Source organism: Candidatus Paceibacterota bacterium (assembly GCA_035583355.1).
GTDB lineage: Bacteria > Patescibacteriota > Minisyncoccia > Phycocordibacterales > UBA6899 > JAJZQJ01.
The window spans coordinates 18,093-42,859 of the sequence record DATEZQ010000012.1 but is presented as its reverse complement, the minus strand read 5'-3'; the positions used below and the strand labels follow the sequence as shown (position 1 = coordinate 42,859).

The 24,767-nt window shown below is 46.8% G+C and carries 24 protein-coding genes; 9 read left to right on the top strand and 15 right to left on the bottom strand.

The window, feature by feature from the left end; translation table 11 throughout:
- Positions 1 to 14 precede the first annotated feature (14 nt).
- The 5 genes from clpX to VJ579_04775 all read left to right on the top strand — a co-directional run bounded on the left by clpX (position 15) and on the right by VJ579_04775 (position 5,830).
- Positions 15 to 1,430, top strand: coding sequence for an ATP-dependent Clp protease ATP-binding subunit ClpX (gene clpX / locus VJ579_04795; GenBank protein HXK38357.1), 1,416 nt, complete (start codon positions 15 to 17; stop codon positions 1,428 to 1,430).
- 149 nt (positions 1,431 to 1,579) lie between these two features.
- Positions 1,580 to 3,037 (top strand): lamin tail domain-containing protein, encoded by a 1,458-nt coding sequence (locus VJ579_04790; GenBank protein HXK38356.1) that lies wholly within the window; start codon positions 1,580 to 1,582, stop codon positions 3,035 to 3,037.
- 199 nt (positions 3,038 to 3,236) lie between these two features.
- Positions 3,237 to 3,908: a uracil-DNA glycosylase gene (locus VJ579_04785; protein ID HXK38355.1), complete on the top strand. Its 672-nt coding sequence runs from the start codon at positions 3,237 to 3,239 to the stop codon at positions 3,906 to 3,908.
- A 72-nt stretch (positions 3,909 to 3,980) separates the two neighbouring features.
- On the top strand, positions 3,981 to 4,883 hold the full coding sequence (locus VJ579_04780) for a hypothetical protein (protein HXK38354.1): 903 nt from the start codon (positions 3,981 to 3,983) through the stop codon (positions 4,881 to 4,883).
- Positions 4,884 to 4,975: 92 nt separating this feature from the next.
- Positions 4,976 to 5,830 (top strand): NAD-dependent epimerase/dehydratase family protein, encoded by an 855-nt coding sequence (locus VJ579_04775; GenBank protein HXK38353.1) that lies wholly within the window; start codon positions 4,976 to 4,978, stop codon positions 5,828 to 5,830.
- Positions 5,831 to 5,927: 97 nt separating this feature from the next.
- Here the strand turns inward: VJ579_04775 and VJ579_04770 are convergent, their stop codons facing one another.
- Complete coding sequence (locus tag VJ579_04770) at positions 5,928 to 6,878, bottom strand: polysaccharide biosynthesis protein (GenBank protein ID HXK38352.1); 951 nt, start codon at positions 6,876 to 6,878, stop codon at positions 5,928 to 5,930.
- 93 nt (positions 6,879 to 6,971) lie between these two features.
- On the opposite strand from VJ579_04770, the gene VJ579_04765 reads away from it, so the two are divergent.
- The gene (locus tag VJ579_04765; protein ID HXK38351.1) at positions 6,972 to 7,898 is read left to right on the top strand and encodes an NAD-dependent epimerase/dehydratase family protein; all 927 of its coding nucleotides are present in this window, start codon (positions 6,972 to 6,974) and stop codon (positions 7,896 to 7,898) included.
- A gap of 49 nt (positions 7,899 to 7,947) precedes the next feature.
- Here VJ579_04765 and VJ579_04760 read toward each other — a convergent pair whose 3' ends face one another.
- The 9 genes from VJ579_04760 to VJ579_04720 all read right to left on the bottom strand — a co-directional run bounded on the left by VJ579_04760 (position 7,948) and on the right by VJ579_04720 (position 16,859).
- Entirely contained in the window at positions 7,948 to 8,757 is an 810-nt protein-coding gene (locus VJ579_04760; protein HXK38350.1) for a GT-D fold domain-containing glycosyltransferase, read from the bottom strand.
- A gap of 21 nt (positions 8,758 to 8,778) precedes the next feature.
- A complete protein-coding gene (locus VJ579_04755; GenBank protein ID HXK38349.1) occupies positions 8,779 to 9,984 on the bottom strand; it encodes a hypothetical protein in 1,206 nt (401 codons plus the stop codon).
- A 31-nt stretch (positions 9,985 to 10,015) separates the two neighbouring features.
- A complete protein-coding gene (locus VJ579_04750) occupies positions 10,016 to 11,128 on the bottom strand; it encodes an NAD-dependent epimerase/dehydratase family protein (GenBank protein ID HXK38348.1) in 1,113 nt (370 codons plus the stop codon).
- A gap of 55 nt (positions 11,129 to 11,183) precedes the next feature.
- The gene (locus VJ579_04745) at positions 11,184 to 12,044 is read right to left on the bottom strand and encodes an FkbM family methyltransferase (protein ID HXK38347.1); all 861 of its coding nucleotides are present in this window, start codon (positions 12,042 to 12,044) and stop codon (positions 11,184 to 11,186) included.
- A gap of 21 nt (positions 12,045 to 12,065) precedes the next feature.
- Positions 12,066 to 12,995, bottom strand: coding sequence for a glycosyltransferase (locus VJ579_04740; protein ID HXK38346.1), 930 nt, complete (start codon positions 12,993 to 12,995; stop codon positions 12,066 to 12,068).
- Complete coding sequence (locus tag VJ579_04735; protein ID HXK38345.1) at positions 12,992 to 13,993, bottom strand: glycosyltransferase; 1,002 nt, start codon at positions 13,991 to 13,993, stop codon at positions 12,992 to 12,994. The genes VJ579_04740 and VJ579_04735 overlap by 4 nt, the downstream gene beginning before the upstream one ends.
- A gap of 94 nt (positions 13,994 to 14,087) precedes the next feature.
- Positions 14,088 to 14,978, bottom strand: a complete 891-nt coding sequence (locus VJ579_04730) for an NAD(P)-dependent oxidoreductase (protein ID HXK38344.1) — start codon at positions 14,976 to 14,978, stop codon at positions 14,088 to 14,090.
- Between the two features lie 14 nt (positions 14,979 to 14,992).
- Positions 14,993 to 15,532: a dTDP-4-dehydrorhamnose 3,5-epimerase gene (rfbC, locus tag VJ579_04725; GenBank protein ID HXK38343.1), complete on the bottom strand. Its 540-nt coding sequence runs from the start codon at positions 15,530 to 15,532 to the stop codon at positions 14,993 to 14,995.
- 127 nt (positions 15,533 to 15,659) lie between these two features.
- Positions 15,660 to 16,859, bottom strand: a complete 1,200-nt coding sequence (locus VJ579_04720; GenBank protein HXK38342.1) for an aminotransferase class I/II-fold pyridoxal phosphate-dependent enzyme — start codon at positions 16,857 to 16,859, stop codon at positions 15,660 to 15,662.
- A 172-nt stretch (positions 16,860 to 17,031) separates the two neighbouring features.
- Between VJ579_04720 and rfbG the strand changes: the two genes are divergently transcribed.
- Together rfbG and rfbF are read left to right on the top strand one after the other, a co-directional pair.
- Positions 17,032 to 18,141: a CDP-glucose 4,6-dehydratase gene (rfbG, locus tag VJ579_04715; protein ID HXK38341.1), complete on the top strand. Its 1,110-nt coding sequence runs from the start codon at positions 17,032 to 17,034 to the stop codon at positions 18,139 to 18,141.
- Complete coding sequence (rfbF, locus tag VJ579_04710) at positions 18,138 to 18,914, top strand: glucose-1-phosphate cytidylyltransferase (GenBank protein ID HXK38340.1); 777 nt, start codon at positions 18,138 to 18,140, stop codon at positions 18,912 to 18,914. The genes rfbG and rfbF overlap by 4 nt, the downstream gene beginning before the upstream one ends.
- Before the next feature lie 33 nt (positions 18,915 to 18,947).
- On the opposite strand, the gene VJ579_04705 is transcribed toward rfbF, so the two are convergent.
- From VJ579_04705 to VJ579_04685, 5 genes are all read right to left on the bottom strand, one after another.
- Positions 18,948 to 19,682 (bottom strand): class I SAM-dependent methyltransferase, encoded by a 735-nt coding sequence (locus VJ579_04705; protein HXK38339.1) that lies wholly within the window; start codon positions 19,680 to 19,682, stop codon positions 18,948 to 18,950.
- A 24-nt stretch (positions 19,683 to 19,706) separates the two neighbouring features.
- Positions 19,707 to 20,495, bottom strand: a complete 789-nt coding sequence (locus VJ579_04700; protein HXK38338.1) for an FkbM family methyltransferase — start codon at positions 20,493 to 20,495, stop codon at positions 19,707 to 19,709.
- A gap of 192 nt (positions 20,496 to 20,687) precedes the next feature.
- Positions 20,688 to 21,938, bottom strand: coding sequence for a flippase (locus VJ579_04695; GenBank protein HXK38337.1), 1,251 nt, complete (start codon positions 21,936 to 21,938; stop codon positions 20,688 to 20,690).
- Between the two features lie 58 nt (positions 21,939 to 21,996).
- Positions 21,997 to 22,770: a glycosyltransferase family 2 protein gene (locus tag VJ579_04690; GenBank protein HXK38336.1), complete on the bottom strand. Its 774-nt coding sequence runs from the start codon at positions 22,768 to 22,770 to the stop codon at positions 21,997 to 21,999.
- Between the two features lie 4 nt (positions 22,771 to 22,774).
- On the bottom strand, positions 22,775 to 23,473 hold the full coding sequence (locus VJ579_04685) for a glycosyltransferase (protein HXK38335.1): 699 nt from the start codon (positions 23,471 to 23,473) through the stop codon (positions 22,775 to 22,777).
- A gap of 165 nt (positions 23,474 to 23,638) precedes the next feature.
- Between VJ579_04685 and VJ579_04680 the strand changes: the two genes are divergently transcribed.
- The gene (locus VJ579_04680; protein ID HXK38334.1) at positions 23,639 to 24,730 is read left to right on the top strand and encodes an SGNH/GDSL hydrolase family protein; all 1,092 of its coding nucleotides are present in this window, start codon (positions 23,639 to 23,641) and stop codon (positions 24,728 to 24,730) included.
- Positions 24,731 to 24,767 lie beyond the last annotated feature (37 nt).

Here is a 24,767-nt window from a genome sequence, read left to right as displayed (position 1 = left end):
TTTTGGAGGACAACATGCACGATGGCCTACCCGAGATCGAACCTGTCGATATGGTGCCACCGCAATTCGGCCGCTGTTATTTCTGTGGCAGTGATTCAGAGGCAATGATGCGCGGACCCTGTATCGCAGAGAATTTTCAGGGAGAAGCGAAGCAGTACATTCTTGATGCGCTGACACTCGTCGGATTGTACGACCCAGAGAAGAAGGTTGCACAATCAACGGGCTTCGCGCTCATTTGCGCGGACTGCGTCTATGGTCTTGCTGAGTGGTTCGATGACGAAGCGGTTCAGGAAGATGCGAATCAGATTCGCGCCAAAAGCGTGAAGATGACTCCGGGTCGCATTCAAGCCATGCTCGACAAGATTGTGATTGGACAAGAGCGTGCCAAGAGGGCACTTTCAATCGCCGTCTGGCAGCATTACATGCGCATTCGTGCCAAGAGCGAAGACCTGAAGCATCCAAAGGCTCAAGGAGCGGAGGTGAACATCGAGAAATCGAACGTCCTCCTCATTGGTCCGACGGGCTGCGGAAAGACGCTGCTCGTGCAGGCAATCGCGCGGTACCTCGAAGTCCCGTTTGCAACCATCGATGCATCCATGGTGACCGCATCAGGATATGTTGGGGCGAATTCCAACGATGCGCTCCGGCAGCTGTTCTATCAGGCCGAGGGTGACCTCGCACTTGCAGGCCGAGGAATCATTTGTGTTGACGAGATCGATAAGATCGTCGCCAAGGAAACAACCAGCGGCGCTGATGTCGGCGGCATCGGTGCGCAGCAGACATTCCTCAAGATCATCGAAGGAGCGGATGTTCCGTTTGAAGTGCCACTCCCGAGTGGCGCGAAGCTCGAGCGTGTCATGGATACGAGAAATATTCTTTTCATCGGAAGTGGTGCATTTCCTGGTCTTAATAAAATCAAGCGTGCGCCAAAATCGTCAAAAGAGATCGGCTTCATGAGTTCGTCTGTGAAGAAAACAGAAGAGCAGGAATCGTGCAAGAAGGTACTTCCTGAGGACCTTGTCAAATACGGTTTCATTGAGGAGTTCTGTGGCCGTTTTCCGGTTATTGAAACACTCGATGCGCTTTCAAGACAAGACCTCGAACGTGTACTCATCGAGCCACAGAGTTCACTCGTGAAGCAGTACAAAAAACTTTTCCGTATTGCTGGGGTTGAACTCGAAATCACTGAAGAAGTGCTTGCAAGTGTTGTTGAAGAAGCGGTCTCGAAGAAGATGGGGGCACGCGGGCTCCGCGGAGCACTCGAGGCGAGGCTGCAAAGTGTTTTATTTACGGTTCCCGATCTCAAGTTGCAGAACTCGCGCTTGAAGAAGGTAATCGTTGATAAGGAGTGCGCGGGAGGAGGATCGCCGAAGTGCGAATTTCGTCCCATAAAAGTGAAAATTCCTCCTATCGTAGAGATAGAGGGTTAGCAAGACAACCACGAGCAATCGTGGTTTTTTATTTGCAATATTCTTGCCACTTAAAATATATTATGGTCTACTGCAAAAAAATAAAGTATTATTGATTTTCTTGACCGTTTGCTATTTTCTATGAATTACACGCATGCTATAATTTGTGTATGTTACATCGAATGTTGGCGATGAGCGTTCTCTTTTTGCTGCCAAGCGTTTGTTTTGCAGCTGTCGAAATAAATGAGATCGCATGGATGGGAACCTCTGCAGGTTCTTCAAATGAATGGATTGAATTACACAATACTGGTAATTCTGATGTTACTCTTTCAGGTTGGAAGATTGTTTCCGTGCCTGCAAAAATTTCTATTGCGCTCACTGGTTCCATTGCGGCTGACGGCTACTATCTCATCGAACGTTCGAATGATAATGTCATCCCAGAAATTCCTGCTGATCTTATTGCCTCTTTTTCGACAGGCCTCAGTAATGATGGCATGACCCTCAATCTGCTCGATGCGAGTGGTGCAGTCGTGGATGAGGTAATCGGGGGAGTAAGTTGGAAAAATATTGGAGGCAGTGTCTCTTCGAAGGAAACTGCGCAGCGCAGCACCTCAGGCTGGGTGACCGCAGCGGGGACACCTGGTGCACCAACTCCTTCTTCTGTTTCGGACAATACAAGTGGTGATAATACGACTCCAGTCATTGAATCGAGTGCAACGAATACTCCAGATAATGTGCAGGACATCACTGTTTCAGGTACTTCTTCGGGCAGTGCCTCTGCTACAAATAAAACTACCGTCACTCGTGAAAGTTATCGTATTGTCGTGCATTCAAACGAGCGCATATACAAAGACATCCCAACCGCTTTACGTGCAAGTGTAAGTGGTCTCCATGATGAAATGCTTCCTGATGCGGTAGTGACTTGGAACTTTGGTGACGGCGCGGTTGCGACAGGCACTGCGGTGACACATACGTATCGTTTTCCAGGGACCTATCCTGTGATCGTCACTGCGGCATATAAGGGACTGAGCACACAAGTACGCGCGCGAGCGCAAGTGATTGCACAAGATGTGCATATTGTGACCGCACTTCCCGGGATTGATGGATACGTGTCCATTATTTCTCCTGTTGATATAGATATCTCCGGCTGGACACTTCGTGATGGAAATGTGTCATTTGCTTTTCCTCCGCAGACACAACTCTTTGGGAAGGTTGCGGCAACATTTCCAAATGCCATCACTGGTATGTATGTGCAGCAGACGCTCGCACTCTTCCGTGCTGATGGAAGACTGATGTCTGCTGTAGGAAGTGATGACGAAGCGGAGCTTGTTGTTGATAGTTATCCTTCAGCACAGCTTGCGCTTGCACGCTCTGCGCTGCAACCACCTGTCTTGGGGAAGGCAGCGACAACGACAGCAACCTCACTCGGTGACTGGAGTATGTCGAGTGTAACAAAAGGCTTTCGTTTTCCTGTGTGGGGATATTGGGTCCTCGCCGCATTCTTTGTCGGCGCTGCGGGACTCATTATTGCACTCTCGAAAGGATTTAATCCGAATAGGGAAGTAGATGCGGAAGCAGAGAAATATACGTTTATAGAGTTGGACTCCAACTTGGAAGACATAACTTAAAACCGCATATTTGAGCGTACTTGCACTGGCTTCCCAGTGCCGCCTCGTCACCGTAGAACACCTACGGCTCCGACGGTCGGCACTGCTCCAGCCAGCACAATTACATCTCAAATCTGCGGTTTTTACATTTCTAGACACGCGAGGTATGAAATACAAAATGCGAACTTGTTGCACTTTTATTATCTGTTAGGATGAAGGGATGTTTAGTTATCTCAGTCAGGAGTGGAAGGAATTTCTTGGAGAGGAAGTACTCAAGAAGACCGAAATGGATTTGAGTGATTTTTTGGATGGGGAATATAGGAAGGGTGAAGTTTACCCTCCGCGCGAACAGTTGTTTACCGCACTTAATCTCTGTCCACCAAAGTCTGTGAAAGTAGTTATTCTTGGGCAGGATCCATACCATGGGGAGGGTGAGGCTCATGGGCTTGCGTTTTCGGTCCAAAAGGGCGTAAAACAGCCTCCCTCGCTTCGTAATATCCTTTCCGAGGTAAGCTCCGATTTGAGCCTAAAAACGCCACAAACGGGCGATTTGACCCCCTGGGCAGGGCAAGGCGTGCTGCTACTCAATACGGTGCTATCAGTTGTGAAAGATAAAGCGAATTCCCATGCCAAGAAGGGTTGGGAGGACTTCACCCTAACAATCATCAGAAAGCTTTCAGCCCAAAATAACCCCGCTGTCTTTATGCTCTGGGGAAAGCCCGCCGGGCAGTACGCGCAGTACATTGACCCAATAAAGCATCTCATTTTGACCGCCCCGCACCCTTCACCACTTTCCTCCTATCGTGGCTTCTTCGGCTCCAAACATTTTAGCAAGGCAAATATTTGGTTAAGGGAAAAAGGAAGAGGCGAGATCGAGTGGTTACAAGAATAGGTTGAAAAACATCGCTCCGGCGCTGTGTTTCATGCGTGACTTTAGAATGAAGTATCATGTTATGATACATATATGACAACTGAAATCGTTGATTCAAGAGCTGAGTTCGTTGGTTTTATAGGACAAGGGTTCATTGGAAAAAATTATTCAAATGATTTTGAAAATCGAGGAATAGCAGTAGTACGTTATGCGCTTGAGGAACCGTATGTGCAGAATAAGGCTAAGTTGAAAAATTGTAAGATTATATTCATTGCAGTCCCGACGCCTACAACGCCGGATGGATTCGATGACTCTATTGTGCGCAATGCAGTTGGACTCGTCGCCCCAGGAACGATCGTTGTGATCAAGTCGACGTTGGCGGTGGGTGCTACAGAGTCTATACAGAAAGAATACCCAGATCTCTTTATTATGCATTCACCAGAATTTCTCGCTGAGAAGACAGCTGCATACGATGCTGCTCATCCAACGAGGAATATCATTGGCATTCCAAAAGATACTGTCGAGTATCGACAAAAAGCTGAGCAGGTACTCTCGATACTTCCTGCTTCTCCTTTTACACTGATCTGTGCAGCAAAGGAAGCCGAGCTCATAAAGTATGCTGCGAATTGTTTTCTTTTTACAAAAGTGCTTTATGCAAATCTCATTGCTGATCTTGCTGCGGCGAATGGTGTTGGTTGGGAAAATATTATGAAAGGAATCGGTACTGATCCACGCATTGGTCCGTCACATTTGCGTATCATGGATACGAGTGGTCATCCAGGTGCAGCGCAGGGTAGGGGTGCAGGTGGTCATTGCTTTATTAAAGATTTTGCGGCACTACGGGAAATGTTTGAGCGGTCGTTGCCAAATGACGATAAAACCTTAGCAATACTGCGTGCAATGGAAGCTCGCAATTGTCAGTACCTTAGAGAGAGTAAGAAGGACCTCGATCTGCTTGGTGAGGTCTATGGGGTCCAATTCCCTGAGGGTTCTTGAGGTATGTGTCTGTTCGCATTTTGCTAAGTGTCTTGCAACTTTTCTCTATATGCGGTAGTTATTGGGGTAGATAATCTTTATAAGGAGAACACATGAAAGTACTCATTACTGGTGGCGCCGGTTTTATCGGCTCACATCTTGTCGAGGCAATGCTTGCGCGTGGGCATGAGGTGACCGTTTTGGACAATTACTTCACGGGCACGCAGGCAAATCATTTTTCTGGCGCCCGTTACGTCCGCGGGGACACCGAGCATATCGCCACACTCATCGACGAAAAGCCCGAGTTGGTGTTCCATCTTGGTGAGTATTCGCGCGTGGAACAAAGTTTTGCTGATATACAATTAGTCCATCACTATAACGTAAGAGGTACCTTCGCTGTTCTGGAATTCTGCAGGAAGCATGGCGCAAAAATCGTCTATGCGGGGAGCAGTACAAAGTTTGGCGATGGTGGTCTCGGTCGTGATCAGAGTCCGTATGCTTGGACAAAGGCAGCGAACACTGAACTGGTGCGTAATTATCACTCTTGGTACGGGCTGAGATATGCGATCACGTATTTTTACAACGCTTATGGCCCACGAGAGATTGCTGAAGGGCAATATGCGACATTGATCGCGAAGTATCTTACATTTGCGCGTGAAGGGAAGCCTCTTCCCGTAGTCGCCCCAGGCACGCAGCAGAGAAATTTTACACACGTTGCAGACATCGTGCGTGGACTCGTGTGTGTCGGTGAGCAGGGAGAGGGGGATGATTATGGCCTCGGTTCCGATGAGGCCTTTACTGTGCTCGAAATCGCGCAGATGTTCAATCGCCCGATCGAGATGCTCCCTCCACGTCCTGGTAACCGTATGGGTGCATCAGTAGAGGTGGCGCGTGCACGTGGTGAGTTCGGATGGAAAGCTGAGCGCTCTATTCGGGATTACATCACTGAAAGTCTCGCGAACCTCTAGGTTCAGATCTTGTTCAGTTAACGCCCACATGGTGTGGGCGTTTTTATTTCCACTAAATAAAAAAACGAACAGGTATGTTCGTTTTTTATTAGAAACGTTACATGAACGGACTCCCTTTGTAATAGTCGTGTTTTTTGAGCAAGGCATCCAGTTCCTGCTTTGTGAGGAGGTGGTGCTCTGAGCTGTATCCCTCAATGGGAAGTGTCACGGTTCCGGATATCTCCTTGTAGTGAATCCTGTACATATTTGTACTTGGATTGAAGCTTGTTCGCGGTGCTTCTGCATGCGCAATCATTTGTTCGTGGAGCTTTTCTGAGATACGTGGTACTCCGACGTGGTAGCGAAGGCCAAAGCGCTCAGCATAGATCTCAAAGAGGTCTTTTATGCGCATAGAGTGGAGGGCGGGGACAATACTTGCGCCTGTATCCTTGAGTGCGACTTCAACACAATCGATTGCAGCCTCAATCTCGATCATGAAACGTGTCATTTCTTCTCCGTAGAGCGCAAGCTCGTAATTTTTTGCGATAGCATCCCAGATGAGTGGGATGATGGAGCCTGTAGAATTAAATACGTTGCCATAGATGACCGCCGAGAGTAGTGGCTTTTCTCTTTCAGCATTGAGAATGAAAAGTTCTCCACCAACGAATTTCATCGCTCCGTAGAGGGTCGTTGCTGCACGACTCTTGTCTGTCGAGATGAATGTTGCTGCTTTGAAGTTGTTTGCGATTGCAACCTTTCGAGAGTTGATTCCTCCTTGAATAATCGTCTCAATTGCAACTTCGGGATTCTCGTCCACTGCTTCCACCTGCTTAAGTGATGCGGTGAAAATTCCTATCGTGCACCCCCTGGCCGCATTATTGAGACGTTCAAAATCTCTCACGTCGCCAATGACACAGTGGATTTTTGGGAACTCCTTCTTCAGGAAATAATGCTTTGCCTCATCTCTACTGTAGATGGTAATTTCATTATCCTTGTAGTAGCGTCGGACGAGATTTTTCCCAAGAAATCCAGCTCCACCAGTAATGAAAATGTGCTCTCCCGTAATCATAAGTATTCGAACTATAGCAGATAGAATTATCGTTTGCAACGCTTGTGTTTGTGGAGTATATTCATTTGAGATACTTAGGAGTATCATATGAATATGACCAAAACACGCGTTATTCTCATTACTGGCGCAGATGGCACACTCGGCTCTGCGGCCACCGTTGCTTGCTGCGCCCGAGGAGACAGGGTTATCGCGCTTGGGCGCCGTAAGGTGATTCCAGCCTGGCTTCCTAGTGGTGCTGTTTATGCTACCGCTGATATTCGGGACGAAAGCCGCTTGGCAGAGATAATGACTGAAAACAGCGTTGACTCTGTTTTTCATTTTGCATCCCTGAAGAATGTTGGCGAGAGTGAGCGGATACCATTGGAGTATTGCTCGGTGAATATCGACGGAACACGTGCTGTCCTATCGGCGATGAAAGCCGCAGGCGTGCAGCATATTGTTTTCGCTTCGACATGGGCGGTCTATGCTTCATGTACTCCTGTTGCACAACTCAATGAATCAAGTCCTGTTGGTCCAGCATCAACGTATGCGCTCACTAAGCTGCTCGGCGAACGTTTCATACAAGAGTATGCTGAGAAGAAGTGGATTTCGGATTTTCAAATACTTCGACTGGCAAATCTTGTAGGGCCAGCCCCCTCTGCTTCTGGCGTGAATACTTTCCTTGATATCGCGCTTGATGCTGCTCGCAAGGGTAAGCCAATTACGCTTTCTGGCATTCATCACCCGACGAGTGATGGTTCAATGGCCAGAGATTTCGTGGATATTCGTGATGTGCTGAGGCTCATGCAGTTACTCCCTGGTGCCCCGTCTGGTACTTTCAATGTCGGCTCTGGGAAAGCGACGACGCTCAAGCAGGTCATTGCGGCAGTTGAAGAAGTCACTGATACAAAAGTCTCCTTAGTTGTGCAAGAATCTACACCAGGAGCTCTTGCGTCAGTTGTCGTCGAAAGTGCTCTTGCGAAAAAGATGTTCGGCTGGGAGCCGTCGGTTGGCTTGCTTGATTCTATCCGTGCGCTCTAGATAGCAAAAACGGCCACTCGGTGGCCGTTTTTTTGCGTAGTGTGAATCTTTAGAGTGCCGCTATTTGCTTACATGCAAGCTCGAAGAACTGCCCTGTGTCCCAGCACACATAACCTTGCCTGTGCAGATCAAGGATCATGACTTTTGCTGCCTCTGCGGCTGAGATCATGATGAGCACCTCGTTCTTTTGGTGGCCGTTGGTCCTGATTACTCTAAGTACGGAATCTTCAAGCTGTGTATAGACTCTCCACGCGTCATTAGCTGGTGCCTCGATGAAGGTTGTGCTTAGTCCAAGCTTAATATCGGTAAATCGTTCAACACCAGAAGTGACGATATAGACATGTCGCGTCGAAAGGAAGTGCTTTATTCTGGGGAAGTCTATGTGTTTATTGTGTTTCGGATGAAAGCACATTGAGTTTCCATATGTAGACCCTTCGCGAAGCAGTTTCCTCGCAAGAATTTTCGCAGAAATCCAGATGGACCACTCGTGGGGAATATTCGCCAATCGGTATTCTTCTTTCTTTCGGGTTATTTGTTCATGGGGAAAGCAAAGTAGTATACCCTCAGCCTCAGCTTCTTTAAGGGACGAGAGGAGGATTCTCGCAAATGCACGATTGTAGCGAAAGTGCCAATTATTGAAATAGATACTCGCCCCCATGAGATATCCAAACGTCCCATCTCCTGCACGAATCATAGAGCGACTATGGTTCATTAGCTCATCAAGAGTTTCTGTTTCGCTTAAGAAACGTACTTTTCCATAAATGTCTGCATCCTTGTCGGCAACAAGTCTTTGGTAGGTATGTCTCCAGATGTAGGAGAATACAACGAGTGGGTTGTCGAGTGCTTTTCTGAATTTCATAAGTGGGTGACTGTGCACAATCTATTTATTGAATGCCGTCTCGATGAGTTCTTCAAATCGCTTCATTGTCGTATCGATGAGAAAAAGTTCACGTCCCTTCTTCTCTGCTGCGCGTCGCATGTTTTGGAAGTCGCTATTTTTCTTCTTTGCAATGAATGACTCCATATTTTTAGCATATGTAGCGAAATCATCTTTCTCGCTTACTAGACTAAAATTGCTATCGAGATACTCAAGGTGTGCATTCCAGATGTGCGACTTGTGGGAGAGTATTGGATTTCCTGCAATCATTGACTCTGCGATATTTAGTCCGAATGATTCTCCGTCGAATCTGAAGTGTGCAAGCGCATCGAGTGATCCATGGAATCCCCAAATATCTTCTTCTTCGTAGCTTGGGTCAATGTAATGTACATTTGGGATATTTCGTTCGCTCACAATCGATTTCAATGCAGGCATTGGGGCCATGATGATGTAATGTGCTTCGGGGTGGTTCTTCACGATAAGCTCAAACGCATTAATCCCGATGGGGTCAAAGATGCCATCTGATGGGCGACCTATTCTTCCGAATACAAAGTCGGAATCCTTGATTCCAAATTTCTCTCGAATTGCTTTGCCTCGCGCAAGCATTTCGGGGAGGGGAGGTTCAGAGGGGACAGGAAAGACGACCCGTTTTTCTTTTGATACAACTCCCTCAAGCTTTGCAGAGACTTCTTCAGAAATGCAGATATGGTAAACAATATTTTTTTGCACATTTGGTACACCAAAAATATTGATCATGATGATGGGGATATTTCGAACTGTCGTGAGTGGGTAGTTCGCGCCACCCACCTCTGCCATTACGAGTATGTCGATGTTTAATGCTTTGATGAGTTCATGAATTTCAGGATTCATACCAGAAACGAAGTGGGGAGGCACATCATCTGCCCTTTCGTGTGCAAAAGGGATCGCGATTACCTTACCATCTCGAATGTAGTTCAAACGACTCTTTCTTTTATCTCCTTCCTCATGGAGCTCGGGATGAAGAAAATATACATCATATTTATTCTTATCAAGATGCTTTGCCAGTATTTGGAGATATTTTTCGGTACCGCCAAAATCGAGTCCAGCAAGATGATAGAAAAGCAATCTTTTCTTCGTATTTTTTCTGGGCTTATCAATTAACATCTTCATGAATGAGAAAGAACGCACATATGCTTCTCGAATGTTCCAGTAAATTTTTCCGCGATGCATGTGTGTGTTTATGAAGGAAGAAAGACTCATGTTAGTTCATATATTTTTCTGCAAGTGGGGCAAGTTGCTCTTGGTGCTTTGTGTACCAGGCAACCGTTTTTGCGATTCCATCACTCATCGTCGTCTTTGGACTGAAGCCGAGCTGTCTTATCTTGCTTGCATCAGCATATTGATCTGGAATTTCGATGAAATTCACTGGCTTAGGAATGATGACTGGTTCTATCTTTTTGATACGGGCACCCAAGAGTGCAATGATGTCGGTCACACTTTGGATGCGATCACACTTCTTGACTTCCGCAAGATCCTTCTTGTCATAATTGCCGATATTGAAGGCTGACCATCCGTACGTTTTTGCTCCGCTTGAGGGCATATTCTCAAGATTCTGTCCATAATACTCATTCGTCTTCTCTGCAAGCAAGAGATATGCGTCAACAACATCATCAACATAGATATATTCACGAAGGACATGTTCGTTGCCGATATTGATGACAGGGGCCTTGCCCTCCATAAGACGCATTATCGTTCTTGGTATAAGCCTTGTGAAGTTGAGGTCTCCTGGGCCATAAATATTACATGCTCGTGTAATCATCACTGGGAGCTTGTATTGATATGCGTACGTTTGTGCAATCATATCTGCTGCAACTTTAGATGAACTATAGACGTCCAATCCGCGGAGTGCATAGTGTTCTCGATAAGGGAGTGTTTCCTCGGTATCATTTGCATGATCACCGTACACTTTGTCAGTTGAAACAATAACCACACGTGGAATATTGTTCGTACGGGCAACCTCAAGGAGATTCAAGGTAGTCTCGACATTATTCTCGATTGTTGAGATGGGAGAATTCGCCGCATTACTTACGATTGAAATTGCTGCGAGGTGGAAGATTGTATCAATCTGATGCCTATCACAAATTCTACGAGTTGCAGCAAAGTCGAGCAGATCGTTGAACTCAATATCCGGCGATGAGCTCTTCTCTTCTCCCTCGTCGAGCAACTCAAGTGTTTTGATTGGGCGATTATGACGCACTGTTCCGACAACTACGGCACCAAGGCCAAGTAACTTCTTTATGAGGTTTGCGGCAACAAATCCGTCTGCCCCAGTAACGAGGACTCGCTTTCCGTACCAAAAATTTTGATTTTTCATGAATATGAGTTTGATTAAAAGATGTGTATTTTCGACGGGTGTTCTTATCTTCTGATTACTTTACGAAAGGAAGATCGAGTGGTGTCTCTTTGTGGATAAATAAGTACATATATGCCCCATCGATGGGTACCTCTGGAATACTCACAAGGTTTTCGCCCTTGTGGAGATATGCGGTGTATCCTTCATCGCCGAGTAGGTCGAAAATTTTCTGGAAATCTTCATTGATATACGCTCTCTTGCTGAGTGAGTGTGCAATCTCGATATAAAGCACAGGGTGCGCCGCGGCGATCGTCTTTCGTCCACCGAGCAATGCTCGGTATTCGAAGCCCTCAACGTCAATCTTTATGAAATCAGGAGGGGGAAGTGAAAGTCCATCAAGAGTCTCTACAGTGATATTTCGCTTCGCAAGTTTCATGTCCCCATTGAAACCTTTGACGAGACTGGAACCTGATCCTGCAATCGTGATTTCTGCGGTCGTTTTCGAATCTCCGATAGCAATAGGGTGAATTGTGATGCGGTCAGAGAAGTTGTTGAGTTTTACAGTTTCGGTAAGGCATTCAAGGTGCTCCTCTAGCGGTTCAAATGAGTGCACTTGTATCGATTGGTCTTGTGCGGCAGCGAGAATTCCATAGTAGCCTGTATTTGCGCCGATATCGTAGAAAACAAGATGTTGTTTCTTTTGTTTGAGCTGGCGAAGCAGGTTAATTGTGAGCTTCGTACCATTTTCTTCAACGGATCCACCGCTGTAAGCAATGCCATATGCGATATCTGCTACGCTAAATACATTACCAACATACCAAAAACCGAGTTTTGAGTATACGGCGGTTTTAAGGTTACCACGGACAACCTGTGGGGGTAGTACAAGGATTGCTTTGTTGAGTATGCGCTCAAGAAGGGCGATAATGGTTCTTTTCATATGAGTATTACTAGCCCTCTTTTATTTGAGAAGCTTATATCGGATATAGTTTTTCATATCATTGAGTGATACGAGCCACTTTGGTGGCAACGAGGGATTCGGAGCGCGCCCGACTTCTTTTTCGAATTGTGCTCGCAGTGTCATGTTATTCCATATATCAAGTGGTTCAAAGAATGCGATGCCTTTTTCTTTGAACAGTTCTTGAATACGCTCCTCTCTCTCGATATCTGGTGCATTGAATGCATCATGAGGAGGAAGAGTTACTCCTTCGAGCCATTCCGAAGGAACTGGTTCAGTTTCTATCTTTTCAAATTTTGCAATTGCATACTTGTTGTTCACACGATAAGGGTGTATGCCAGCAGCAAGTTCATGACACATATACCAAACCTGCTTAATCTTATTTCTCTCAAGTGCCATGAAGTGCAGATGGAGGATGGGGAGGCTTATCGAGATACTGTCGGTGATTGGAGGGATTCGTGCGGTATGATCATTAATAACCACCTGTTGTGGAAATTTCACCTTGTCGTCATCATAGAATGCAAAGGCTTTTAGGCTCTTGCGCCATACGCCATCAACACGATGAACAGTGCCATCGTTCATGAGCTGTACCCAGTCCGCAACGAACGCAAGTGGCTTCCTTGTGCATGCTGCTTTCATTGCTTCAATTGCCTTTGGTGAAATCGGTTCGTCTGCATCAAGGAAAACGATCAGTTTTTCTCCTGGAATTTTACGTGCCTCATCTAGGAGGAGCCAGCGTACCATGTTCGAATGGCCTTGATTGTTATTATCAATGACTTTGACTTTTGGGAATTGCGCACAGATTGCTCGAGTCGCATCCGTTGATTGCTGGTCTGCAATGATGATGACATCAGAGAAGTCAGAAAAATTCTTTAGCGTCCAGGGTAGGATCCATGCTTCATTTTTGACTGGGATTAGTGTAATGACTTTCATGTGTTTTCTATAACTCGATTATAGTGAAAAAGGTTTTTTATACGCTTTCGGAATCGCAGTAATCCTAGTTTCGCGCTGTTTGAGAGAAGGCGTGTGAAAAGTGCGTATAAGCCGAGTCCGCGTATTGCATGTATGCTTATGAGATGATGAGGCTTTTGTTCTTTGAGAAATGCTCGAAGCGAGAAGCTTCTTGGGAACGTGCTAAGGTAGTAGAGCGCTGCGTTCGTACTGAGAACGTCGACTTTATTTCGGGGAAACTTCTTTGTGAGGAGGCCTCGATAGAAAGAAAGTAGGTTGATTGCATGTGTAGGGGTTAGAGTGGAGCCACGATCGTCTCTTACATCAAGTGTGTGGTCACGTTCGAATATCCCCCTTCCTGTGAAAAAAGCTCCATGAGCATTGAACTGTTCAAGAATGGTCCCCAGCATGAAGCGATCACAGAATACATCGTAGAGGTTGAATTTCCAGTCATAAATTCGCTGCTCCTTACGATATATGACCGCACCAAAGATGAATGGAGTGAAGTTCAGTACTGCTTCCGCAAATTCAGCTGCATCGAAGGTGATGTACTCAGTACTATCCATCCTTTTTTCAGTGAATGTGATATCTTTCGAAACCCATTCTGGTCCAGTTGTGACCCATGAGATGGATGGGTTTTTTTCGAGGAGTAGTATTGCTTGTTCAAGATAATCCGACTTCAGGAAGTCGTCGGCATGTTGAGAGAGTATGTATTTTGTATCAACAGGGAAGGTGATGCTTTTGAGCATATTCGGCATTGCACCAATATTTGTTTCGTTCCGAGTGATTTCAACGGGAAATTCCGCTTTAAACTCTTCTCTGAGTGCATCGAATCCAACTGGGGATGCATTGTCGATGATGACCACTTTGAAAGATCTAAACGTTTGTCGCTTGAGTGCGGTGAGTGCTCTCCTAAGAAAATCATGATCTTTATATACCGGAAAAACTACCGTGAGGATTGGAGATTCTGGAGATTCCATCAGACGATTATAGCATTCTGTGTGGGTTTCCGCACCCATGCTGCCTTATGAAGGAACATAAGAAAAACGGCCCGTGAAGGGCCGTATGTGTGGTTTATTTCTGCACACCGATAAAGGAAGTCAGTGCTTCCTCAAGGGTGAGTCGTGGCTCCCATCCTGGGACAATAAGTCCATGCTGTAGTGGAAGCATGATTTCTCTTGGACGGTAGTTCAAGGCGCCAAATCGCGCATCGATGGGGTGGCCACAAATGCGACCAAAGAGCGCCACGAAGTCACGCAATGTCATTTGTTCCCCTGACGAGAGCACGAATGACTTTCCTCGAAGATTGGTCTGCGCTGGACTTGAAAGTAACTCAAGCATCCTCTCGAATCCGTCGATGATGTTCTCGATGGGGCTGATGTCGAGGATCTGTTCGCCCGGAGACATATCAAGTGGCATTTTCTTCTGTGCAGCCTCAAGGAGGATATTCGCGAGCTTTCTGCGGGTATCGCCCTTCCCGAACGTGTCAAAGAGTGTGATGTCAATGATTGTCGTCGGTGAGGTTTCTGCGTAGTAGCGCACAATATCCGCAAATGCTTGCTTTGTCGCCGCATACAGGTTCATGGGGGCGTAGGTGCCGTCTGCTGCGTATTGCACAAACGTACTCGTGTTGATGAACCAAGGCGTTTCGTGCCGCGTGGCGACATCCAAGAGCTTCGTACCGAAGGATATGTTGCTCTCAAGGAGTTGCGTAATATCTTGTGGTCGATGTTGTGCTAGGAAATGCGTCGCGAGGTGAATCACCCCGTTGAAGTAATTTTTTGCGAAGAGTTCCTCGATTGAGTACATGTCGCCCGTGAAGTTATGCGTGCGCACTCGAGTGTCGAGTTTCGTCGTATTTGTGGTAGGGCGAATGAGTGCAGTGATTTCGTCGCCATTTTCAATGCATCGTTCGACAAGATTACTGCCAATGAAACCCGTTGCTCCGGTGACTAGAATTTTCATGTGACCTCCCTGAATTACTTGAATGGAGTTTCAAACTCTGAAAGCGGGGGATGGCTCTTGTCGCGATTCGACAAGATGGGGTTGCTTACTTGCCAATCACAACCAAAGGAGTCAAAGTGAATCCCTTTGTCGTGGTCGGGTGAAAACTCCCTCGTCTGCAAATAACGCACGACCGTTTTGTCTTCAAGGGCGAGAAAGCCATGAGCAAATCCCTGGGGGATATAAAGCATTTGGTGATTTTCTGCACTGAGCAAGATTGTGATATGCGTGCCGTACGTTGATGCAGATCTCCTTAGGTCGAGTACGACGTCGAGAATGCTTCCTGATGTCACGGAAACATATTTTGCACACGCCATTGGTGGCGATTGGAAGTGCATTCCGCGGATGACGCCGCTCTCGGAGGTTGATGCAAATTCTTCCTGGATTTCTGTATCCATGCCGTGAGACTTAAATAAACTCGCGATGAACGATTTCTCGAACGTTCCTCGATTGTCGGTCAGGAGGCGAGGGGTGATGAGAAAAATGCTGGGAATTTGCAACGTTTCGATGCGCATATTGCGCTCCTTGTTTCTGTGAATGTACTGTGCTGTTAGCACAATAACACTTGATTACGATATGGCAAGGCTACCGTTTTTGTAAAAAAAGACCCGCGTGTTGCGGGTCTTTGCGTTGCAAGAAAAATTAGGACTTGCGCGCGATGAATTCAGAGATGCAGTTTTTCATATACGAAAGTTGTTCCTTCGTGAGGCCCTGATGCGCGGCAAGCACGAGGCCACTACGCATAATCTGATTCGTCACGGGGTAGTCCGATTCGGCGAGGCGGTGAGGAATATCCTTGAAGCCTGGCTGTTTCAGGATGTTGCCCGTGAAGATGGGCCTCGTCTGGATGTCGCACTCTTCGAGATAGGTCGCGAGCTGGAGTCGTGTGAATGGCGCTCCTTCCTTGATGGTGATCGGGAAGGCGAGCCAGATCGCATCTGCGCCCTTGGTCTGCTTCGGTAGCGTGAACAGGTGTTCGTACTGACCGAAGAATTCCAGGAGGTCAGCGAAGGACTCTCTGCGTGTATCCATGAATCCCGGAAGACGCTTGAGCTGTTCGAGACCGAAGGCTGCCGAGATCTCGAGCGGTAGGAAATTGTATCCCATTTCCGAGAAAACGAACTTGCGATCGTACGCGATACCCTCGAGCTCCACATTAAAGCGGTTCTCGGGGCGCTCGGATTCCATACCTTCGCCGAAGAGCGAAGATTGGCGGCCCCAGCCACGGAGCACCAAGAGGCGTTCCGCGAGTTTTTTGTCGTGGACCATGATCATACCACCACCGCCCGCACCATTGATGATGTGGGAGCCGTAGAAGCTTGTGGTGGTGATGTCCGAGTAAGATCCAGTCGGTTCGCCCTCGAACATTCCGCCGAGCGTGTCGCAGGAATCCTCGATGAGGGCGAGGTCATGGAGATGCGCGATGTCGCGCAGCTCACGGAGATTCGGGATGTTGCCGAGCAGCGAGGGGATCATGAGCGCCTTGGTCTTGGGCGAAATCGCCGCCTCAACCCGCTTGGGGTCGACAACGTAGGTGCCCTCTTCGACATCGACGAATACTGGGGTAAGGCCCTTCTGGATGATGGGCGCCACGACCGTACTGAAGGTGAGGAGAGGTGTGATGACCTCGTCGCCAGGCCGGAGGTTGAGGAGTTCCATGGCAAGGAGATTCGCGGACGAACCGGAATTCACCATGATGCCATGAGCTTTGCCGAAACGAACGGCCACATCAGCCTCGAAAGCTTTGGTGGCTTTGCCGACGGCCGTACCTGTCTTGAGGACATTCACAACTGCGTCGATCTCTTCTTGGCCGTGGAATGAAAAAGCGTAGGGGACGCGCATATACTGCTCCTTGTGTAAAAGAAAGAACTGGCCAAACACTACCACATATTATCTAATTGTAAAACACAAGGATTGGGACAAAAGTTGCTCATGTGTGGTTATATTTTCTAGATTGACTCGCTACTGCTTTTGATGCAGTATTCGATAAGTTCTGTTCATTAGGGAGGTATTCATGTATCGTCATTCGCTCGCAGAGTTCTATCGAGGTAAGAGGGTGCTCATCACTGGCCATACCGGTTTTAAGGGTGGCTGGCTTGCGCTACTGCTTTCCTCTTGGGGTGCCGAGGTCACTGGTGTCGCACTCGCGCCACCTAGTGGGCCGAATCTCTTTGACGCATTTGAACTCCGGTCGGCATTGCGCAACTTCGTTGTCGATGTGCGCGACAGGGGCGCGCTTCGAGAGGTCATGATCGAATCACAACCAGAGATCGTATTTCATCTCGCGGCGCAACCCCTGGTTCGCAGGAGTTATCGTGAGCCATTGCTGACTATCTCGACAAATGTGATGGGCACGACGCACGTTCTCGAAAGTATTCGAGAGACTCAGACGGTGCGCTCTGCGGTGGTCGTTACTACCGATAAGGTGTATGAGAACCGAGAGTGGGTCCATCCCTATCGAGAGATTGATGCGCTTGGGGGATATGATCCCTACAGTGCGAGTAAGGCTGCAGCAGATATCGTGACGCAGTCCTATCTGCGTTCCTACTTCAATCCCGAAAAATATGGCATTGAACATTCGACGCTTGTCGCGATCGCGCGTGCGGGGAATGTCATCGGGGGTGGCGACTGGTCTGAAGACCGTCTTGTTCCTGATATTATTCGTGCCATTTTTACTGGAGATGGGGTGGTTGCACTCCGCAACCCCGATGCGATTCGACCCTGGGAGCATGTGCTTGAACCTCTCTCCGGTTATTTGCAGCTTGGAAAGTCACTTGCAGAGGGAATGGTGGAGTGCTCAGGTCCGTGGAACTTTGGTCCGAGCGTTGATGCTTGGGTCTCTGTGGGTGAGGTGACGAGGAAACTCATCGCTTGTGCAGGTGTGGGAGAGCTTCGCGTTGTCCCCGACCATGAGAAGCACGAGACCAGTCGTCTCGCACTCGATGTGACGAAAGCATTCGTTCATCTCGGTTGGGTTTCGCAGTGGAAAGTGGAACGTGCTTTAGAGCAAACCATCAAGTGGTACCAGGCGTACTATGATGGCAGCGTCAATATGCGCGAGTTCACGCTTGCGCAGATCGAGGAATACTTTTCCTTCGAAAATCAGAGCGGGAGGCTCCCATGAAAGTTGTGATTCTTGCGGGTGGTCTCGGGACGCGTATTAGCGAGGAGACGCAGGTTCGCCCGAAGCCAATGGTGGAGATTGGTGGCATGCCACTCCTTTGGCACATCATGAAGATCTATTCGTTTTTCGAAATTCATGAATTCGTGATCTGCCTTGGATACAAGGGTGAGTACATTAAGGACTGGTTTCTGCGCTACAAGTCGCTGCAGAACAGTTTCACGCTCGATCTCGAGCGTGATGCAATTGAATACCATACGACGACGCACGAGCCTTGGAAGATTGCGCTCATCGACACTGGCCTCCATACAATGACCGCAGGACGCATCGCGCGTATTCGTGAATATGTGGGCAACGAGCCCTTCATGCTTACATATGGCGACGGAGTGGCGAACGTGAATATCCATGAGCTGCTCGCGCATCACAAGTCTCACGGGAAACTTGTGACCATGACGACCATCGTGCCTGAAGGACGCTACGGTGTTCCTGATATTGGCGCCGATAACATCATTGCCTCTTTCAGCGAAAAAACAGATAATCGCAGTCGTGTAAATGGCGGATTCTTCGTCTGCGAGCCGGCAGTCTTCGATTATCTGCAGAATTCTGATAGTGTCATGTTCGAGCGGGGGCCACTCGACGCGCTTGCGCGAGACGGCCAGCTGGTTTCTTACCCGCATGATGGTTTCTGGAAGGCGATGGACACCCTCGGCGACAAGCAGGAGCTTGAGCGGCTCTGGGCTGGCGGAGCACCCTGGAAAGTCTGGGATGCGAAATAAAAAAACAAACGAGCACCATTCGGTGCTCGTCTTTTATTTCACAAGTGTTTTGAGTTTTCTAAAAACCCTTGCTGCTTGATGGTATACCACACTCAGATTCCAAATCGCTTTCTGAGGGAGTGACATGAGTTTCTGTGTGCGTACCTCGTCCTTTCCTACACATACTCCATAGATTGTGTGTGCATAACCGTCTATCTCGAGATTAAGGAATTGCAGTTGCCAGTTCGGTAGGTTCTTAATCCACCAATCTTTGCTTCGTACGTGCCAGTACCCCCACTGATGGTTCGTATCATATGGTTCCGCAAAGCAGAGTATGGAACCGACAGGAAGATCATTTACTTTTTCCAAGAATGCGGCAATGTAGTAATCTTCGATATGCGTGAGCACGACCGATGTTGTGAGAAAGACCGGCTCTGATATTTGGAGTTGGTCGATCCCATCGCACATATCAGCATTGACCAGTCGCATGTTCTGCAGTTGTGCGTGAACACGTTTGCAAAGTGCTATTGCTGTCGAAGAAGGTTCGACTCCGATCGTGGTCTCGAAATATGGTGACATTTTTCGAAGAAGCCAGCCGTTTCCAGAGCCGATATCTATATGGGTCTTTGGCGCCCTACTCGAAAGAGAGAGTGCAAGAGCAAATCCCATACGCTCAAATTGCTTCATGCCGTCGTAGCGCCTGATGATGGCGAGGGTATTCTCGTCATTATTTTCACTCGTGTTAAAATGTGCGTTATGGCGTTCGTAACTTTTTAGGTCTTTTTTCATGTTATTCCTATTTGCAGCGCGAGCTTACCATGCGTAAATTTTCCATTTTGTCATTGCGTGCTGATAGTCTGGTCTCATATCAAGTATCAATCGTTTTATCGCTTCAGGGTCTCCAGGGCGATGATAGATACAGATTGATAGCCTTGGCTTGAATCTTTTTATCGTTTCTGTGGCACCAGTGAGTGCAGCGATTTCTGAACCTTCAATATCCATTTTTATGAAATTGATCTTTTCTATCTTGTGCTCTTTTACATAATCATCAAGTGTGGTTATGGTTACGTCGATGGATTCACCCTCGGAGTTTTCTGCAGAGCTACTAGTCTTTTCGTCTGAAAAACGATAGGTGGTCGCACCCTTTTTCGCACCAAGAGCCTCTGTATTCGCGATGATATTGTCACTTGCGGTATATTTCGTTTGGTTTTTCAATATAGCGTTAATCGCGGGGATTGGCTCGAATGAGAATACTTTTCCTTGTGGTCCAATCTTTCGTGATGCATCGACGGAGAATACGCCAACGTGTGCTCCTGCATCGACAACGTAGTCATCTTCCTGTAGTCGTACACCAAATTTCTCGTAGCTTCCTTCGATAACGATGAATGGAATCGGAAAGCGTACCTGGTTGGGATAGATGATATCGAAAAAGACCGTCAAGAACGAAAGCATCGAAGATTCTTTGCTGAAAAAATCGTCCGGTAGCGCGATCTTGAAGTCGCCCCATTCTAGGATGTGGTCGGTCTTGTTTGAAGTGATCTTGAAGTATTTGTTTATGTAAAAATGAGTGCGTGCGTAGCGCTGTTCTGCAGACAGCGTCATATACTCATATATATATAACCAAGGATGCTTCTTGGTTTCGAATGCTGCAGCCATAAGCATGTTCGGCAAACTTCGTAGGACCCAAGTGATCCTCCTTACTATCTTTCTAATGTACATAGGTGTGGGTTAATTGGAAAGTTTTTGATTCCGCTAATTATTACAGGTTTCGTATTTGCTGTAAAGAATTCATTCTTAGGCGGCACGATAACTCCCAAGTATCATATTGCGAGTGCTCTTAAAGAATAGTAGGGATGCGGGGAGGAACATATAGGAGACAAGTGTCGCATATGCCGCACCATTTATACCGTAAAGGGGAATCCATAGGATATTAAGGATGATATTGAGAACCATGGGTACGAAAGAAGAGAAAATGAGTATGAACCGTAGATTCATCGCAATGAGGTATTGATAGAAGAATAGACCAAGTGAGGTGAATACTCCAGACCAGACGTATATCTGAAGAATCGATACACTTCCCTCGTAGCCTTTTCCATACAAGACATGAACGATAAGTGGAGCAAAAAAACCTACAAGTGCAGCAATTGCGGAGGGTATGACTGTTAATAGTGCTATTCCTTGTCGCATGCGCTTCTTGAAAGTAATACCCCCCTCGGTTGTGCTTGATACAATTGATGGAACGAGTGCGGTAATGATGATCGAGGGAAGGAACGACCATAGTTCAGCAACGCGCACTGCTGCATCATAAACACCAACCTGAGTCACATCAAGCATATATTTGATGATGACTTGGTCGACACGGGAGTAAATATTCGCAAATGCAGTGAGGAGGACAACAGGGAGTGAGTCGCGTACGAGCAATTTCGCAAGCTGCTTGTTCCATGTCCATGATTGAATATTTTCCTCTATCTTTGTTTGATAGATGAATACGTAGAGGATTGCATTGAGTACTGCTTCAAGCAACAGGATTAATGCAAGGTAGATTACTCCCTTGGAAAGAAGAATGGCGAGAATCTTCAATATATTGAGTGTGGCCGAAGTTGCGATACTGATAATCGATTGGTATTTAGACTCAGAACGTGAAAGAAATTCATAGTTTATTATGAGAAAGGCATTGAAGATGAAAGTGCCTGAAAGTATGACGATGAGAATCCTTGTGATATCTTCTGCTTTTATAGTAAAAGCGGTGATGATCGAGAGGGTGGCGGCAAGCGTACCTGCAGCAAGCTTAAGCAAAAGTGTTGTCCCAAGAAGTTCATTTTTCTTTTCGGGCGTACGCACAAGTTCCCTGAATAGGATTTGATCCAGCCCAAGTGGCGCAATGAAGGCAAAGAGTCCATTCATGCTTATTGCAAAGCTCAGTTGTCCGTAGTTGGTCGGACCAAGGTGTCGCGCGATGAATAGTGTTGCAAAAAAAGAGATGATCATCGTTGCAACTCTTCCGGTGAGCATCCATCCTGTATTTCTTAGAAATTTTTGGAGCATGGTACTTCGGCGTATGTGCTCCCTTTTTTCTTTTATATATTGAAGCATGATATGTATTCTATCGTTTGATGAACGCACGAATGATTCTCATCGTAAAATATACAAGAAAGCTCGGCTTGTGGCTGTAGCCTCGTTGTTTAGCTTCTTTGAAAATGAGTTTTAGCGTATTAAGCTGCTGGCTCGTCTTGCGAACACGGTTATTTAGTCCAGATTGCTCGTCGTATCCGTCGCTGAATGTGGTGATGATTTTATCGTAATATATATCATTTTTTAGCCCTAGCTGAAAATAGAATACCCACTCGTCACCCTGTTTGACTTCATGAGAGAAGTTGATTGATCTTAGGGCGGATGACCTTATACAGTGTGTTGCGTCGCCCTGGAATCTGCGAAAGATAAGATAGTCTCTCGCATAGTCATAGTGCGTAGTGTTTTTTGGTGCAATCGTTAGCGACGTGCCGTTCACATAACCACGTCCGGTTACAATCCAGTTTTCATCTGGCCTTTCGGAGATGATTCTTGCAAGCTCAGAAAGGGCATCGGGAGTAAAATAGTCATCATCATCAAGAAATATCACCCAGTCAGAATCTTGGGCGATATTCTGGAGGCCTCTATTGCGGCTGAAATTCACACCGCTGTTTTGCTCGTTCACTATATAGGTGATTCGGTGGTCTTTGCGAACAAATTCCTCTACGCTCGAATATCCTTCTGCGTGTGGTGTATCATTTATAATGATCATCTCCCAGTCTGAATATTTCTGAGCACGCACAGAATCAATTGCTCTCTGCAATTTTTCTGCACGCTTATATGTTGGTGTGATGATGCTGAATTTCATATGTCTAGACGAATCCAAGGAGCTTCTTAAGCACCTCCTTAATACCGAGCTTCTCGCTTATTTTTTTTCCTATCGTATGTATGCCTAGTTGCTTGAAGAATTTATTCAGCGGATGTCCCCATGAGTAATTCCACAGATGAACACCGTATGTCTCGGAACCTAGTGGTTGTCCCTTGTAATGCTGAATTTCTGTAGGGCCGAATGGGTAAAAAGCAGCAGGGGGAAGGACAATAATGCCATTCTTGTCCTCTATTCCATTGTAGATATTCGTGACGACCTTGGGTATTGTGATCCGCTCAGTCATGTGTGTGTCATAGAAGTCCTTACATGTTCTGATGAAGGGGTGGTGTGGTTCTGCGCCCATCGCAGCGACATTAATCATCCCAGGTTCTTCTTCTCCAAGAAATATCTTGTTGCTGAGTAAATTATCGAGTGGCTGCACGAGGAGCATGTCCGTATCAAGATAAACACCGCCTTCATTGAGGAGTGCGGCGAGGCGCACATAATCAGCGACAAAAGCCCAGTGACCTTGCTTATGCATGAGTGCAGTAAATGCATTTGCTTTGACGTCGAAGTTCTCCTCATTCCACTCTTTGATTGTGAAGTCGGGGCAGAATTTCTCCCAGCTTGCGATACAGCGCTGTACGAGCTCAGGCTTTGGTTTTCCACCAAACCAACAATAGTGAATCGTCTTAGGAATCATGTGTTTAGTATAACACTACAGGGCTTCGTTTGGTTGCTTCACGCTTCGGTTTTTGTATTGTCAATTGATCAATTTTTGCTGCCCAGGAAGGTTGTCTCGAGCGTTCCTTTCTGCGCTACCTTGTCATTCCTTGTTATGCTTCCATCTATATGCTATATATTTTGAATGCGACTTCGAAAGCAATTACTCCTTGCAGCCTTTCTGCTTGGTGTACTGGTGGTAACTTTTGCATATTTTGAAATTGGTACTCAACTCTACGAGGCTTTTGTGCTTACGCGTCTTGCTGATGGATCTCCTCACTCACTCGTTCATTTTGGTGGATATTCCGGATACTATTGGCTGGATGATCGCGCTCCCGTTATTGTGCGCATAAACAACGCTGGGTTTATGGGTCCTCACAGGGAACTCGTTGCACCACAAGGAACTTATCGGATCGCCATATTGGGTGACTCAATCGTCGAAGGCCTCCAGGTTGATGAGGATAAGACTTTTGCTGCATTGCTTGAGCAAGCACTTAATGAGCATAAACGCTGTTTGAAAAAAGTCGAAGTTTTAAATTTCGGTCTAAGTGGAATGGGCGCATATAAGGAGTATTTAGCGTATGAGCAAATCGCCTCCCATTACAACCCAAATCTTGTGATTCTTTTCTTCAATACAGGGACACGAGGTTACGATGACTATAAAGATGCTCAGGTTGAATCAGTCTTTTTTGAGGGGGAAAGTGCAAAGTCTAAAAGCAATGAGAATTTCTTGTTACGGATGCGGGATATATTGAATACTTCGAGTTTTATGAACCGTGTTCGCATTGAAACAGGGATTGCACAAAAACTGCGAAGCCTTCGTGGGCTTATTGCTGCTGATACTAAGGGTACGAGCTTCATGGAGGATGGTGCATCGTACCCGCAGGCATATTTTAAAGCAGGTGATGAGAGCCTTCTCGGGCTGCAAAAGAGCGTTGAGAAGAATGGTGCGAAGCTCCTTGTTGTTGCACATCCTTCAAGGGATAGTTTTATGGGGCCACAGCAGGGTGCTGACATGCCGGTGATTGCACACCTGCTTGCTTTCCTTAATGAGCATAAGATTACTACTGCGTATTTCGGAAAGGAATTGCGTGACGCAGCGTCTGCAACTTCTACTGCGATTACGCTCACTGACGGAATCCACCTCGAGCAAGAAGGTCATCGACTCATGTCTTCATTATTGAAGTCCCAACTCACTCTCCGTGCGGGGGCATTACGAATACCTTGCGCAAAGTAATATGTTATTCAATTCGCTCATATTTGCATTTCTCTTT